Origin of the sequence: Bacillus sp. FJAT-27916, assembly GCF_001183965.1 — a bacterium.
GTDB lineage: Bacteria > Bacillota > Bacilli > Bacillales > Pradoshiaceae > Pradoshia.
Window position 1 is genome coordinate 1,406,087 of the sequence record NZ_LFZV01000001.1, and the last position, 14,762, is coordinate 1,420,848.

13 protein-coding genes are annotated in these 14,762 nt (G+C 43.0%); 6 read left to right on the top strand and 7 right to left on the bottom strand.

From position 1 onward, the window contains the following. Positions 1–84: 84 nt before the first annotated feature. The gene (locus AC622_RS06705) at positions 85–2,187 is read right to left on the bottom strand and encodes a 5'-nucleotidase C-terminal domain-containing protein (RefSeq protein ID WP_053103723.1); all 2,103 of its coding nucleotides are present in this window, start codon (positions 2,185–2,187) and stop codon (positions 85–87) included. 148 nt (positions 2,188–2,335) lie between these two features. Beyond that, positions 2,336–3,010, bottom strand: coding sequence for a class I SAM-dependent methyltransferase (locus AC622_RS06710; protein WP_049670362.1), 675 nt, complete (start codon positions 3,008–3,010; stop codon positions 2,336–2,338). Positions 3,011–3,186: 176 nt separating this feature from the next. Here AC622_RS06710 and AC622_RS06715 point away from each other — a divergent pair, with 176 nt between their 5' ends. Together AC622_RS06715 and AC622_RS06720 are read left to right on the top strand one after the other, a co-directional pair. Continuing rightward, on the top strand, positions 3,187–4,038 hold the full coding sequence (locus tag AC622_RS06715) for a GRP family sugar transporter (RefSeq protein WP_049670363.1): 852 nt from the start codon (positions 3,187–3,189) through the stop codon (positions 4,036–4,038). A gap of 17 nt (positions 4,039–4,055) precedes the next feature. After that, positions 4,056–4,841 (top strand): SDR family oxidoreductase, encoded by a 786-nt coding sequence (locus AC622_RS06720; protein WP_049670364.1) that lies wholly within the window; start codon positions 4,056–4,058, stop codon positions 4,839–4,841. 46 nt (positions 4,842–4,887) lie between these two features. Here AC622_RS06720 and AC622_RS06725 read toward each other — a convergent pair whose 3' ends face one another. Both AC622_RS06725 and AC622_RS20980 read right to left on the bottom strand, forming a co-directional pair. Next, positions 4,888–5,673 carry an alpha/beta hydrolase gene (locus AC622_RS06725; RefSeq protein WP_049670365.1) on the bottom strand — a complete coding sequence of 262 codons (786 nt, stop codon included), beginning with the start codon at positions 5,671–5,673 and terminating at the stop codon, positions 4,888–4,890. Between the two features lie 790 nt (positions 5,674–6,463). Then, positions 6,464–6,904, bottom strand: a complete 441-nt coding sequence (locus AC622_RS20980) for a hypothetical protein (RefSeq protein ID WP_156185575.1) — start codon at positions 6,902–6,904, stop codon at positions 6,464–6,466. Between the two features lie 48 nt (positions 6,905–6,952). Between AC622_RS20980 and AC622_RS06740 the strand changes: the two genes are divergently transcribed. Then, the gene (locus tag AC622_RS06740; RefSeq protein WP_049670368.1) at positions 6,953–8,128 is read left to right on the top strand and encodes a DHH family phosphoesterase; all 1,176 of its coding nucleotides are present in this window, start codon (positions 6,953–6,955) and stop codon (positions 8,126–8,128) included. A gap of 57 nt (positions 8,129–8,185) precedes the next feature. Here the strand turns inward: AC622_RS06740 and AC622_RS06745 are convergent, their stop codons facing one another. Beyond that, positions 8,186–8,500, bottom strand: a complete 315-nt coding sequence (locus AC622_RS06745) for a hypothetical protein (protein WP_049670369.1) — start codon at positions 8,498–8,500, stop codon at positions 8,186–8,188. A 189-nt stretch (positions 8,501–8,689) separates the two neighbouring features. On the opposite strand from AC622_RS06745, the gene AC622_RS06750 reads away from it, so the two are divergent. Together AC622_RS06750 and AC622_RS06755 are read left to right on the top strand one after the other, a co-directional pair. Then, complete coding sequence (locus tag AC622_RS06750; protein WP_156185576.1) at positions 8,690–9,109, top strand: hypothetical protein; 420 nt, start codon at positions 8,690–8,692, stop codon at positions 9,107–9,109. A gap of 106 nt (positions 9,110–9,215) precedes the next feature. After that, positions 9,216–9,746, top strand: a complete 531-nt coding sequence (locus AC622_RS06755; RefSeq protein ID WP_049670371.1) for a histidine phosphatase family protein — start codon at positions 9,216–9,218, stop codon at positions 9,744–9,746. 515 nt (positions 9,747–10,261) lie between these two features. On the opposite strand, the gene AC622_RS06760 is transcribed toward AC622_RS06755, so the two are convergent. Both AC622_RS06760 and AC622_RS06765 read right to left on the bottom strand, forming a co-directional pair. Further along, positions 10,262–10,894 (bottom strand): LysE family translocator, encoded by a 633-nt coding sequence (locus AC622_RS06760; RefSeq protein WP_049670372.1) that lies wholly within the window; start codon positions 10,892–10,894, stop codon positions 10,262–10,264. Positions 10,895–11,037: 143 nt separating this feature from the next. Further along, positions 11,038–12,267, bottom strand: coding sequence for a helix-turn-helix domain-containing protein (locus AC622_RS06765; RefSeq protein WP_049670373.1), 1,230 nt, complete (start codon positions 12,265–12,267; stop codon positions 11,038–11,040). A 194-nt stretch (positions 12,268–12,461) separates the two neighbouring features. Here AC622_RS06765 and AC622_RS06770 point away from each other — a divergent pair, with 194 nt between their 5' ends. After that, positions 12,462–14,759, top strand: a complete 2,298-nt coding sequence (locus AC622_RS06770) for a glycoside hydrolase family 2 protein (protein ID WP_049670374.1) — start codon at positions 12,462–12,464, stop codon at positions 14,757–14,759. The last annotated feature ends 3 nt before the right edge of the window (positions 14,760–14,762 follow it).

Sequence of the window (14,762 nt, forward strand, 5' to 3'; positions counted from 1 at the left end):
CGCTGCATAATTTCAACTCCACATAAAAAGACTGATCCAGAAGCCAATGCCGTCTTCAGGATCAGTCTCATCTATAAAACCTATTTATTGTTTAACATCTATAATTCGGCCTTCCACACCCGGTGCAACGGTTTGGTCTGGGAAGGATTGAATGTAGTCAGAGAAGATCTCCCAGTCAACAAAGCCTGGCTCACTTACACGTCCGTCAGCATAAATGTCCGCAAAGACACTGTAGCCGTCTCCGCCTTTAGCGGTGAAGATATTCGTGGCTGCATAATAGGTTTCTGTGTCAGAGAGGGCGCTGTATTCACCGTTTTGCAGTACTTCGACCGTTTGAACACGCTGCCCAGTTGGCTTGGAGCTGTCATACGTAAAGCGCATGCCTGAAACCTGAAGGAAGCCGCCGCTTGCTGCAGGTGCATCTTTCACGCTGTGCTCAAGTGCTGTTTTCAGCTCAGATCCTCTGATTTCCATAATCGCTAGGGCGTTGCTGAACGGAAGCACAGTCATCACGTCTGCCAATGTGATCGGTCCAGCCTTCAAGGTTGTCCGGACTCCGCCGCCATTTTGCAGGGCAATCACGGTATTCGGGTTGATGGTTTTGGCTTTAGCCAGCATGCCGTCCGCAATCAAGTTTCCGAGATTTGTCTCTCCGGTTCTTGCGGCAGGGTTGCCTCCAATCAGGTCAACGGTTGTGGAGCCAACGACCTGATTTTTCTTTGCGTCAACAATTGGCTTGTACTTAGCTAGAATTTGCGCGGCTACGGGATCATCTGCAAAGATATAGGAGCCATCGGCATTCTTGGCATCAACGCTGATGAGCTCACCTTCATAGGCGATGACCTTTCCTTTTTTATCAAAGCTGACGTCAAGCTCGCCAAGGAATTTAGAATACTCGTTTGCTTGGACGATGACAGTCGGTTCTTTATACTTTTTGACCACAACAGGCTTATCAAGCTGTGTATGAGAGTGGCCGCCGACAATGACGTCGATGCCTTCAACTTGGTTGGCAAGCTCGAGGTCATTATCCCCGCCGCCATCATTATAGCCGATATGAGTGAGGGCGATAATCTTATCAACACCTTGTTTCTTAAGAGCTTTCACGGATGCTTTAGCTGAAGAGATATAGTCATCAAACTTTACGTCCCCAGGGCTTGAAATACTGGCTGTTTCAGCAGTGGTTAAACCGAAGATGCCGACTTTCTCCCCATTGACGTTTTTGATGATGCCGTCATAGATTTTGCCGTTCTTTGGTTTATTGGTGTACGTATTTAGCTCAAGGTTCTTCATAAGTGTATCCGCGCTGAAATCAACGTTTGCACTTACGAATGGGAACTGGGCTTTTTGCACAAAGGGTGCCAGCGCCTCACTTCCAAGGTCAAATTCATGGTTGCCGAATGTCATTGCATCAAATCCGGCGAGATTCATCAATTCAAGATCAGCCAGACCCTTGAATTCATTGAAATATAAGGTACCGGAGAATACATCACCGGCATGAAGCAGTAAATTGTTCGTGTTTCCTTTGCGGTGGTCATAAATCGCGCTGATTTGTCGTGGTGTGTTTTCAATATTGGCATGTGTATCATTCACATGAAGGACACGCAGCTGATAGTCAGGTGCTTTAATGGCTGATTGGAGCATCGTTAGGAATTCGGACAAGCTGACTCTTTGGCTGTAGCCAAATTTTGTTTCAGAGATTCCATCAGCAATATCATATAGAATGACAGCGCCAATCAGGTCTTTATGCTTTGCTGGTACATCGGTGAAATGAATTTCCGTGCTTCCTTTCAAATCGAACGCTTTCGCAATCCAGACGGCGAGTTCTCCGCGTGTCAGCAGATTATTGCTTCCGAATTTCTTGCCGTTCTTTCCTTCAAGGATGCCGGCATAAGCCAGGCTGTTAATAGCCTTCTGGGATGATTTTGGTACATCGGTAAACCCGGCATTCGGTGCTTTTTTCTTATCAAGCTTTAAGGCACGGGCCATCAAGCTTGCTGCATCAGCCCGGGTGATGGAGGTTTGTTTCTTGACGCTTTCCTGTGAAATCCCCAATTCCTGAATAAAGCCAGCTTCACCTTGCCGGTCAGCTGTCTTCGCTCCAGCTGCCGGTACAATCAATGTTCCGGCGAGTGCCGCAATCATTGTGAACGTGGCAATCATACGATAGAACTTTAATCGAAATTTCATATACCGCTCCCCTTTTATTCAATATGACCATTTTCATGGCCTCAATTCCGATTATAAATAGTTTTAGAGAGCTTCGACATTAAGTTTAGGGAAAATAAGGAAATAGACCTACTGAATTTTCTGTATCCGACATAGTATTTCTTATTTCTTAAAAATCTATGTCGTCTAAGCCTCGTTGTTTTTGGGCTAGTATTTCAATCGTACTATGATAATGCGGTTCCCCGTGGGACAGATCTAAGGCATAGGAATAACCCGTTTTAATCGTTTTGTAGGTAAGAAAATATTCTTCTAGTTCTCCTTTCCTAAAATAATGTATGTACATTCCATTTTTGCGGATGAAGAAGGAGTTTTCTCCTAATCGTTCATATTCGCGCACAGCCTTTTGCCTGCTAGGCTCGTCTATATCAAATGCATTCACATAGACGAAGCCATCCTCTGTTAAGCCTCTCTTGACTTGGTCGAGAAGAGGGGCAATCTTTGGTTCAGGTATGAAGTTGAGCACATTTGAGAGGATGATCAGAGAATACTGATTCGGCTTGATGTCAAACGTTGCTACATCCTCGACATGTGCTTCTATATTAAGTTGATATTGTTTTGAAAGAGTTTTACAACGCTCAATGGCCGTTTCTGATAGATCGATCCCTTCAACGGCACATCCTTTTTGGGCAAAAAAGAAGGCATTTCTTCCTTCCCCAATGCCAATATCGAGCACCTTGCCAGCCGCTGGAACGAGCTCAGCATATTGCATTAATGTGCTATTCGGTTTTAATCCCCATAGTAGTTCACTATTTTTGTATTCATTCTCCCAATTATATGGCTTCATCGTAAGCTTCATCTCCTGTTATGAATTCTATAACAACCATTTTAACATTTGTTTCCAATGGAAGGTGCTAGCTTTCTAATATGTTTCTTTTTTACCGGATAAGGGAATGGATTACTATTCGTGGATAATACAACATTTATTCCTAAAATTGATTACATTTGAGAGAGGTATTGCACATGGAAGGAATTTTATATGCACTATTGCCTGCGCTTGCGTGGGGAAGTTTAGTGCTAGTCAGTGAAAAACTGGGCGGCGATCCAAAATCGCAGACGCTAGGGATTACGACGGGTTCACTTCTGTTTGGACTTGTCATGTATTTCATCCAGCAGCCGGATATGAGTATGACAGTCTGGATTGTCGGGATAATCTCAGGTGCGGGCTGGGCGGTCGGACAGCTCAACCAGTTCAACAGTGTGAAAAACATCGGTGTCTCGAAAACAGTGCCTATTTCGACAGGACTTCAGTTACTCGGTACGACCTTCTTCGGGGTAGTTGTTTTTAAGGAATGGTCCGGTACGATGACCATTGTCCTCGGTCTGCTGGCGATCGCTGCCATCATTGCCGGGATTATCATGACAGGTGTTGGACAAGGAAAGGATTCAGAGGAAGGTAATAAGAAAAAAGGTGCCATGTTCCTCGGGATATCCACCGTAGGATTTGTCCTCTATGTCGTGATTGTTCGCTGGTACGATATCGATGGATGGGCGGCTATCCTGCCGCAAGGGGTTGGCATGTTCATTGCCACGCTTCTGCTCTCCATCAAGGATAATCCGTTCAATAAATATATGGTTCGCAATGTACTGACAGGGATTATGTGGGCAATCGGGAATATTGGTCTTTTGCTCGCCAATCCGCTAGTCGGTGTTGCGATTGGCTTCTCTTTTTCCCAAATGGGCATTATCATCTCCACCTTAGGGGGCATTTTCCTCCTTGGTGAGAAGAAATCGAAGAAGCAGCTTACATTTATCATCATCGGGTGTGCGCTCGTCATTGCCGGCGGAGTTATGCTCGGTTTCACGAAAGAATAATGAAGGAGGAATAGACTATGTATGATAGTTTAAAAGGGAAAGTTGTCGTAATCACAGGTGCTGCTACAGGTCTAGGAAAAGGGATGGCAGAACGGTTCGGGAAAGAACAAGCTAAGGTCGTCATTAATTATCATTCAGACAAGCATGATCATAATGCCATTATTGAGACGATCAAATCATACGGCGGTGATGCCGTGGCGGTCCAGGGGGATGTTACAAAGGAAGAGGATGTCAAAAAAATGATTGACTGTGCGGTTGAAACCTTCGGCACACTTGACGTCATGATCAATAACGCGGGAATGGAAAATCAAGTGGAATCCCACGAATTATCATTAGAGGATTGGCAGAAAGTCATCGATATCAATCTGACCGGTGCCTTCCTCGGATCCCGTGAAGCCCTCAAATACATGGTTGAAAATAAAATCAAGGGCTCTATCATTAATATGTCCTCTGTGCATGACCGAATTCCTTGGCCGCAATTCGTCCACTATGCAGCAAGTAAGGGCGGAGTGAAGTTAATGACAGAAACATTGGCAATGGAATATGCCCCTCATGGCATCAGGGTGAACAGCATCTGTCCGGGAGCGATAAAAACGCCGATTAATGCAGAAAAATTCGATGATCCTGAACAAAGGGAGCAGGTAGAGGAGATGATTCCGCTCGGCATGATCGGCCAGCCGGAGCAAATTGCCGCCTGTGCGGCCTGGCTCGCCTCTAATGAAGCAAGTTATGTTACTGGACTGTCTCTTTATGCAGACGGCGGAATGACGTTATATCCAAGCTTCCAAGGCGGAAGAGGATAAAGACGAGGAAGGCAGCACCTAAAATAATGGGGACTGCCTTCCTTTTTTATGCTTTGCAAAATCCTTGTTTTGACAGCCAGCTTGCACATAGCCCTGTCCATTTTGCAGCGTCTGGTTCCTCCTCTGCTAGGCCAAGCCCATGCCGCCCATTTTGAAACACATGAAGCTCATATGGAATCTGGGCTGTGCTCAATTGGTTGGCATACAGGAGACTGTTGATGACCGGAACAGACTGATCGTCAGCCGTATGCCAAAGGAAACTCGGCGGCGTGTCCTTGCTGACATGACGCTCCATGGAAAGAAGTTCGCGTGCTTCATGCTTCGGGTTTTCCCCGAGCAGACAGGTGAGTGAGCCTTCATGAGTATGCTCAAGCATCGTGATTACGGGGTAACAGAGAATAGCGATATCTGGCCTGCAGGATGCTGAATCGATTCTGTCGATTTTCTTATACGCAGGATAATCCGACATATTTGCGGCACAGGCTGCTAGATGGCCGCCTGCAGAAAAGCCAAGAAGCCCAATCTTATCGGGGTCAATTCCCCATTCCTCTGCATGATAACGCACATAACGAATGGCGCGCTGCGCATCAGCAAGCGGCTCTAGATGCTTGGCAGGATTGACTCGGTAATGGAGGACAAACGCCGTAATGCCAAGCGTATTCAGCCACTCAGCCACAGGCTCGCCCTCATGCCAAGCACGCATGCGGTAGCCTCCTCCAGGACAAATGATCACAGCGGAGCGGGCAGGATTTTGCTCTGCCATATAAGGGACAATAATTGGTGCTTCCTCATGTAAATCAATCTTATCTGACCAGATTGGCAGTGGTTGCATGTTGGATTCCCCTTTATAAAGTGGTGTTGAGTTTATTTTATCATGTGTCTCGGCAGGGGGAGAATTGAGGAGAGTCCGTACTTTAAATCATAATAGACGATGTTTTCTATTTGATAGAAAAAAGGAATCATATTTCCTCTTTTTCTGGATCATCATTGGAAATAAGATAACAGAAGAATATGGAGGCTCTTTTTTATCTTTCAAATGGTGAAAGTAAGGATAGCTATAACGATCTACGACTAGTTCCGTGTAAGGAAGCTCTAAAGAATTAAACACGGCTTCCTCTTTAACTACTCCTATGTATAATGGATTTCCTTCCTCATCGGAGCAAAGAACATGATCAAACACTTGATCAATGAACCTCCGTAGTTTAATGAGTCCATCTCTGTTACCTACAATAAGTGATTCTTGGTGATTAGAATACTGAGCTTATACATCTTTCCAAGACATCGTTATCTCCCCTTTAAGTGCTTCTGCAAAATAGAATACTTAGAATGTAGAATAAATTCACTCTTATGATAGCATAAGACTATGCAGCGAATAGATTCAGTCTTTCGCTGCAATTGACTCTTAAACGAAGTATTTCTTATTTGAACGTTGGTAGGTCTGAAGAGATGGTTATTCCAAATGGGAAAACTATTTTATTGAAATGACAGATTAACTGTCAGAGAAAGCCCACCCAATGCCCAGGCAAAGGGATCGAAGGGTGGGCAAAGGGTGGCCATCGTCAGAGAAAGCCCACCCAATGCCCAGGCAAAGGGGGTAAAGGGTGGACAAAGGGTGGTCATCGTCAGAGAAAGCCCACCCAAAGCCCAGGCAAAGGGGGAAAGGGTGGACAAAGGGTGGTCATCGTCAGAGAAAGCCCACCCAATACCCAGGCAAAGGGGGTGAAGGGTGGACAAAGGGTGGCCATCGTCAGAGAAAGCCCACCCAATGCCCAGGCAAAGGGGTCGAAGGGTGGGCAAAGGGTGGCCATCGTCAGAGAAAGCCCACCCAATGCCCAGGCAAAGGGGGTAAAGGGTGGACAAAGGGTGGTCATCGTCAGAGAAAGCCCACCCAATGCCCAGGCAAAGGGGGTAAAGGGTGGACAAAGGGTGGTCATCGTCAGAGAAAGCCCACCCAATACCCAGGCAAAGGGGTCGAAGGGTGGGCAAAGGGTGGCCATCGTCAGAGAAAGCCCACCCAATGCCCAGGCAAAGGGGTCGAAGGGTGGACAAAGGGTGGTCATCATTAGAGTAATATCCACCTGAAAACACATACTATCCATGAGGTGAACACAATGTACAAACTACTGACGCATAATGATTTGGATGGTGTCGGCTGCGGCATCTTAGCGAGGTTGGCTTTCGGGGATGGTGTGAAGATCCGGTACAATTCAATTGGGAGCTTGAACCGGGAGATTGAATCCTTCCTGGAGCATGATTCGGATACTTTTTTATTGATTACGGATATGTCACCGAATGAAGAGAATGAGAAGAAGCTGCAGAAACGGTTTGCGAAACAGGGCAAGATTCAGCTGATTGATCATCATAAAACAGCGGAGCATTTGAATGAATATAAATGGGGATTTGTGCTTTCTGAGGATGAAGAGGGTAAGGGAACGAGTGCGACTTCTCTTTTTTATGACTATCTCATTCGCCATGAGTTTTTACAGCCGACAGAAGGATTGGCCGAATTCGTAGAACTTGTCCGCCAATATGATACATGGGAGTGGGAGAAGAATGAGAATGAGCGGGCGCATCGCCTTAATTCCCTTCTTTATTTAACATCGATTGATGATTTTGAGGAGAGAATGGTCGATAGGCTGCAGGGCGGGGAGAGATTTCAGTTCGATGATTTTGAGGGAAAATTATTGAAGATGGAATACGACAAGATGGAACGCTATCTTCGCCGGAAGAAGCGGGAGGTTGTGCAGACCGAGGTCAGCGGTCTTTTGGCGGGTGTCGTTTATGCAGAATCCTATTTGTCCGAGCTTGGGAGCGAGCTTGGGAAGGAGTTCGCCCATCTTGATTATATCGCCATTATGAATATGGGGGGAAGACGGATTTCCCTGCGGACCGTTCATGATCATGTCGATGTGTCCGAGATTGCGGCTAAGCATGGGGGCGGAGGTCATGCGAAGGCTGCTGGCTGTTCGTTGACAGATACAGCCTACAAGGAATATGTAGCGGATACCTTTCCGCTTGCGCCGCTGCGCGAGGATGCGAAACGCAATCAGTATAATGTTAAGCACTCCTCCTTTGGCGCCCTTTATCACGGCAATAAGAATGACGCTTATCTCCTGTATCCAAAGGGCAGTGAATGGAGAATTGATCATAATGGTGAAACCATTGATGCCCGTTTCAAGAGCTTTGATGAAGGGGACCATTATTTGAAACGGACCCATGCGGCATGGCTTGTGAAGGATGATGAGTTTGTAGAATATTTAATGAAACAGGTGCAGCATCGCGGATAAGAATGATGAAGCAGTTTGTCTTTTTAAAGGCAAGCTGCTCTTTTCTGTTACGATGCCTTACTTCTTAGCTTTGCTTTTGAATAGGAATAAACCCCACCAAACGATTAAAAATAAATAACCAACCATAATAAAAACAGGCCAAATAGCCCCCTGCTGCAATTGACTGACCAAATATTCGAATTCATTCATTTCTTCTGGTCTTCCAATACTATTGATCAGACTAACTAGTGGAATTGCTAAGGTGAGTACAATGGCAATAAAGGATAATCTGCTCATTTTCCTTTTTATCACACTCAAGAGGGCGGTGCCTAATGTCACTAATAAAAACAAATAATAGATTGTCCAAAACCAATTGGGCAGAGTTTCTGACATACATTTCTCCCCTTCTATAAAAATCAAATTTCTATTTCCATGTAAATATATACTTCATATCAAGTAATAGTAGAACTAGTCTAACTAATTATGGTAAAAAAACAAGGCTTTCAAGCAATTTTATAGAATAATATACATAAGAAGCTGTTTCCATCGGAAGGGGTAAAAATAAATGGGGAAGAAAGTATAGTGTATAAAGGAACTTCGCAGCAGGTGTATATGTACATGGTAATCGTCGTGACATTATTCATGATCATGCGCTTGGAGAATCATTGGTTCCGATTAGTTTTCCTGCCTATAGTAGCCGTTCAAGTAACAGTCCTTTTTGCCAGATATACATTTTCGATTGGAAAAGATCAAGTAATCTATCAAATCTCTTTATTTAAACTCGCACTATATCAAAAGAAAGCCGACCATTCGACCATAAAAAGGGTCCTATTCAAACGGGTGAACTGGAAAACAAAGTCAGCGGTAATAAAATTCGATAAAGGGATACCGATCCGTATTTCTCTATTAAGCCCAGATAGTGTATTTACGGAATTAATGGCTTTCTGTGAAAAACATCATATTGAATATGAAAAAACAAAAGAGTATAGAATGCTTGAATAAATGGCATGATTGAGGACTTGATATAGACGCTATTGAGGAAGGAACCAAGCAGCGTATTCATTAGTCTTCTGAATTTAAAGCCATCATATTGAGGGGGAGTGAACTGATGATTTATGTTATTAGGCACGGTCAAACAGACTTAAATAAAGAACGAAAAATGCAAGGGAGAATGGGCTTGCCGTTAAATGAATATGGGATAGAACAAGCACAGAGATTAAGAGATGAACTCAAAGATATAAAGTTCGATTTTGTATTTTCTTCCCCGCAAGAAAGAGCTGTCCAAACAGCTGAAATCGTCACTGGTGGACATAAAGCTACCATAGATGAAAGACTTGATGTCTATGATTTAGGAGAAGCCGATGGAGTACCTATCAGCGAAATGAAGATGTCTGGACCATTACCTGATACAACGGTGTATAAAGGAATTGAAGATCCAAATTGTTTTGTTAAGAGGATATTTAGCTTTATGAACGAACTTGAAAATCATTATAGGAAAAGAGAAATGAACATATTGATATCAGGACACCGGTGTACAACAGGTTGCATTGGTGCATTTTTCGAAGGAATGCCCGCTGATGGTAACATTTTAAAATTGTCATCAGACACCGGATATTACAAATCTTATCATTTTAAATAAGCTAAGGGAGCTCCAAAAAGGAGTTACTTCTAGATTATGTCAGTCCCTCACTTTCAGATGTAACTCCTCAGTATGACCATCCCAATGAATGATGACGGGTCGCTGGGTGGTTTTATACACAGGGGTCATATTACCTCTCTCAAACACTCTAGGCTTCCCTCGCCTGTATCAATGCCATCAGGGCTATTTATTTCATAGGTGAATGTAGAGGGTTTCGTGCCTTGACCGATAAATGAAAATGTATAAATCTTCTCTGTTTCAGCGGGTGAAGCCCTCTAATACGACCTGCCAGTTCGTACTTTTCCCTTCAAATATCTATTAATCGGGACTTTCTTGATTTGAACAAGCTGCCACGAAAAATAGGAAGGCGGTAAAGATCGTACATATCAATATCCTTTTAAATGGAAATCACTCCCCCTATTTTTTTGTGCGGTCGTATTTTTATATTTTTGGATAGGGTTTATTCGAAAATGAAGCTCAGAGCGATTCACTCTGAGCTTTTTTAACGAAATGGATTAATGCTGTGCTTTCTCAAAAGCGAGTTTAAGTCCAAATCCAATTAATATCGTACCGGTTATTCCTTCAATCGCTGCTTGTGCCTTCGGTTTTTTCATGAAGGTGCTGACTTGGTGAATTAAGTAAACATAAAACAGGAACCAGACAGCTGTTAATGCGGTGTAGGTGATGCCCATAAGCAGAAATGGAACAAATGTGTTGCTTCCCGCCTCGACGAATTGGGGCAGGAAGGTTAGGAAGAAGACGGCGACCTTTGGGTTAAGGATATTGGTGAGGAAGCCTTGCTTAAAGCAGGAGGACTTCTCAAACTGTATCTTTGTCTCTGTTTCTGCCGTTGCGGCTTCTTCTTTCTTCCACAGGGACCAGAGGGTTTTGGCTCCAAGGTAGATTAAGTAAATAGCCCCGACATATTTAAAAACGGAGAATAAGAGGGCTGACTTCACGATAATCGCGGACAGACCTAGAACAGCCGCAGATGTATGAATCAGGAGAGCGCAGCAGGTGCCGAGTGCCGTTTTGAGGCCGGCGCTGCTACCTTGACTTAGGGTGTTTTTGGTCGCGACAGCCGTATCGGGACCGGGAAGGATGATCAAGAAAATACACATGAGGATATAAAGATAAAAGTTCTCCATGCTATGCCGCCTTTCTGGCTCTATATAGTGCCTTCGTTATAAATGGTAACCTCTATTATAGATTATAGGTTGAATTATTTGAATATTCTTTTTAAAAGTCCAGCTCATTTAAGAAACCGGGATTTCCATTTGAGGAATCCCGGTTAATCTTCTTTATTTACCTCTTTCATGAACTGTGAAGGGGTCATGGAAGTAACCTTCTTGAAAACCCTGCTGAAGTAATTGACGTCATTAAAGCCGACCATGAAGGCAACCTCCGTGATTGATTTTTGGCCGCTTTGCAGATAGAGCTTGGCAGATTCCACTCGTTTCAGATTGATGAAATCTGTTACACTTTGCCCAGTTTCTTGTTTGAATTTCCTGGACAGATGTGATGGGTTAGCGTGGATGGAATCCGCAATGCTTTGCAAGGTAATAGGACTGTCAATATTCATTCGAATATAATCCACGGCTTTTTTTATTAGTTCACTATATTGGCGAGTAGAAAATTCTCTTACTAAATCACAATAATCATGCAGCATGACCTCCACTAGCTTATTTAGATAAGGCAGATTGGGTGCCCGTTCAATTAAGATGGCGAATTTATCTGATATTTCGTGAAGGTAGACAGGGTGGACACCGCCTTTTCTGGCGGCCATTCGGCATATGGTGTTTAATACGGAAATTAAGTTTTTTGACGATCTGATGGGACTCTCTGGTATGCGATCTTCTAAATAAGTATCTCCTATATTGATTTTCAATTTCTCTACGGTTTCTTTATCACCGGTCATGATGGCATGCATGAGTTCTTGTTCAGTATGGTAACGTAATTCAATCATTTCCTTGCTTTCATCAATCATCGTTTTAATCGATTCCTTGCTCTGATTTGACTGGACTGGGTCAGTAGTGATTAATTGTGCCTCAATAAAAGAATTCGAGCATAAATTGACGAGCAATTCACCTATACTATTACTCGTACTATTATTAACGATGGAAAGGGAGGCATAAAATTCTTGCAGCTGTCTCCTTTCACTAATGGGTAGTTGATTGGCAGAAATCATTTCGCTGACGAAATCCGTTCCAGGTACACTGGATAAAAAGGGTCCAACCATAATGGCGCCAACATAATGATTTTCTTCCCAAATGCCGGCAGCCATATACTGCAGACCGAAACTATTGATGTAGTAGTAATAGGAATGTGCAGGATGTTCCTCGAGAATTTGGTTGATTTGTCTGAAGTCTTGCTCAAAGTTTTGCAGGGCAGCCGGAAGATTCTGTTTCACTAATTGAAGCAGAGCGGCTCCTTCCTGATTAATTAAGCGGACATCCATGTGGCTGATGGAAGAAATCATTCGGCAGATTTTTTGAAGATTATGTAGTCTATTTTCCAGCATTTCATCATCTCTTCTTTCATTTTCTGTATTATTGTGTAAAATAGGCAAAAATAATACGATTTCAAGCAAAATTGTGCGATAAATATTCTGTTTTCTATACTATACTAAGAACAGGAAGTTAAGGATATATTAATTTTAAGTTTACATGTTCATTTTTTCACAAATTATCTATGACTATCAAGGGAGAGAAATGAATGAGAAAAATAATTAACATGAATGACTCATGGAAATTTATTAAACAAGATGAAGTTAGCGCTTACAATAAAAGCTTTGACGATACTAGCTGGGAAACAGTCAGCGTTCCGCATACTTGGAATGCGATTGATGGAGCGAATGGTTTTGATTTCTACAAGGGTGCTTGCTGGTACCGTAAAGAATTAATGATTGATTCATTACAACAAGGAAACCGTGTATATATTGAATTCAACGGTTCTAATAGCATTACGGACGTATATATCAATGGTCACCATATGGGACAGCACCGCGGCGGATACTCTACTTTCCGCTTCGATATCACTGATGTGGTAGAGTTTGGAACAGTAAACACAGTAGCGGTGAAAGTTGATAACACAGTTGTGGAAGATGTTTATCCGCAAATGGCAGATTTCACTTTCTATGGCGGAATGTATCGTGATGTAAATCTGGTTATCACAAATCATGTTCACTTTGACTTGATGGATTATGGTTCACAAGGGATTTATATTGTTCAAGACGAAGTGAACGAAGAGAAAGCGTCTTTGACGATTAAATCAAAAATCACGAATGATTTAGATGTGGAAAAGAAAGTACGCCTATGGGCAGACCTATTTGACGCTGAAGGCAAGGTAGTTGCCTATGCAGCAAAAGAAGTCGTTCTCGCGGCTGGTGAAACTCAAGAAGTTGACATGCCTGCTGTCATTAAGAATCCAACTCTTTGGAACGGCAGAAAAAATGCTTATATGTATAAAGCAAACGTATCATTGACTAGCTTCAATGACACAATCGATGAAATTTCCATCCCATTCGGTGTGAGATATTTCGAAGTAGACCCTGAAAGAGGATTCATCCTTAATGGTCAACCTTTACGCCTAAATGGTGTGTCCCGCCACCAGGATAGAAAAGACATGGGCTGGGCGATTACGAAGAAAGAACATAAAGAAGATATGGAATTGATCAAAGAGGTTGGCGCGACATCCATTCGCCTTGCTCACTATCAGCATGATCAATATTTCTATGATCTGTGTGACCAAGAAGGTATGGTTGTATGGGCTGAAATTCCGTTCATTTCCATTATGTCTAAAACAGAATTAGAAGGCATCAATGCGAAGCAGCAAATGATTGAGCTAATCAGACAGAACTTCAACCACCCATCCATTATGTTCTGGGGCGTGCAAAATGAGATCCAAATCGGCGGTAACCGTCCAGAGGTTAGAAAGTCAGTAAGAGAACTAGCAGAATTAACGAAAAAAGAAGATCCAACACGTTTAACAACACAAGCAAACGTTATGTTTGTACCTGATAATGATGAGTATAACTATATGACAGATATCATTGGTTACAATAAATATTATGGCTGGTACCAAGGGGAGGCAGAAGATTTTGGTCCTTGGATTGATGGGTACCATGCGACAAACCCTACTGTTCCTTTAGGTATTTCTGAATACGGTGCAGAAGGAATCATCGAATACCACACAGATGATGCAAAGGTGAAGGACTATACAGAAGAATATCATGCACTATACCACGAAAAAGTGTGGAAAATCTTCTCTGAGCGCCCATTCCTTTGGTCAACATATGTATGGAACATGTTTGACTTCGGTGCGAACATCCGTGATGAAGGCGGCGTAAAGGGAAGAAACAACAAAGGCTTAATCACATACGACCGCAAAATTAAGAAAGATGCTTTCTTCATGTACAAAGCAAACTGGTCAGAAGAAAAAGTTCTTCATATCACAAGCAAACGCTATATTGACCGTGCAGATGATGCAATCACTTTGAAAATCTATTCCAACTGTGATGAAGTAACACTATATGTGAACGGCTCAGAAGTAGCGACACAAAAAGGCGAAGATAAAATCTTCATCTTTGAAAATGTTGCTCTGCAGCCAGGCTTGAATGAAGTAAGAGCCGTATCTGGCGATGTAGAAGACACAGCATTCTTCAATAAAGTGGAAGAGGCTAACCCAAGCTATGTACTTCCTGAGTCAGAGGCTGGCGGAGTAGTAGATAACTGGTTCGAAATGCCTGAAGATCTTGGAGATGTTGTAATCGAAGAATTGGAAATCACGGATGATGTGTACTCAACTCGCTGCACATTTGGGGAACTATTTGCGAACCCTGAAGCAAAGGCTGTCGTGCAAAAGTATTTAAACGGATTCTCAGAGGAACATCCAATGTTTGGTATGGCAGAAGGCATGCAAATTGACATGCTGGCTTCCATGGCAGCGGATATGTTCTCAGAGCAATTGATGTATATGCTGAATAAAGATCTGACAAAAATCAAAAAAGCATAATAA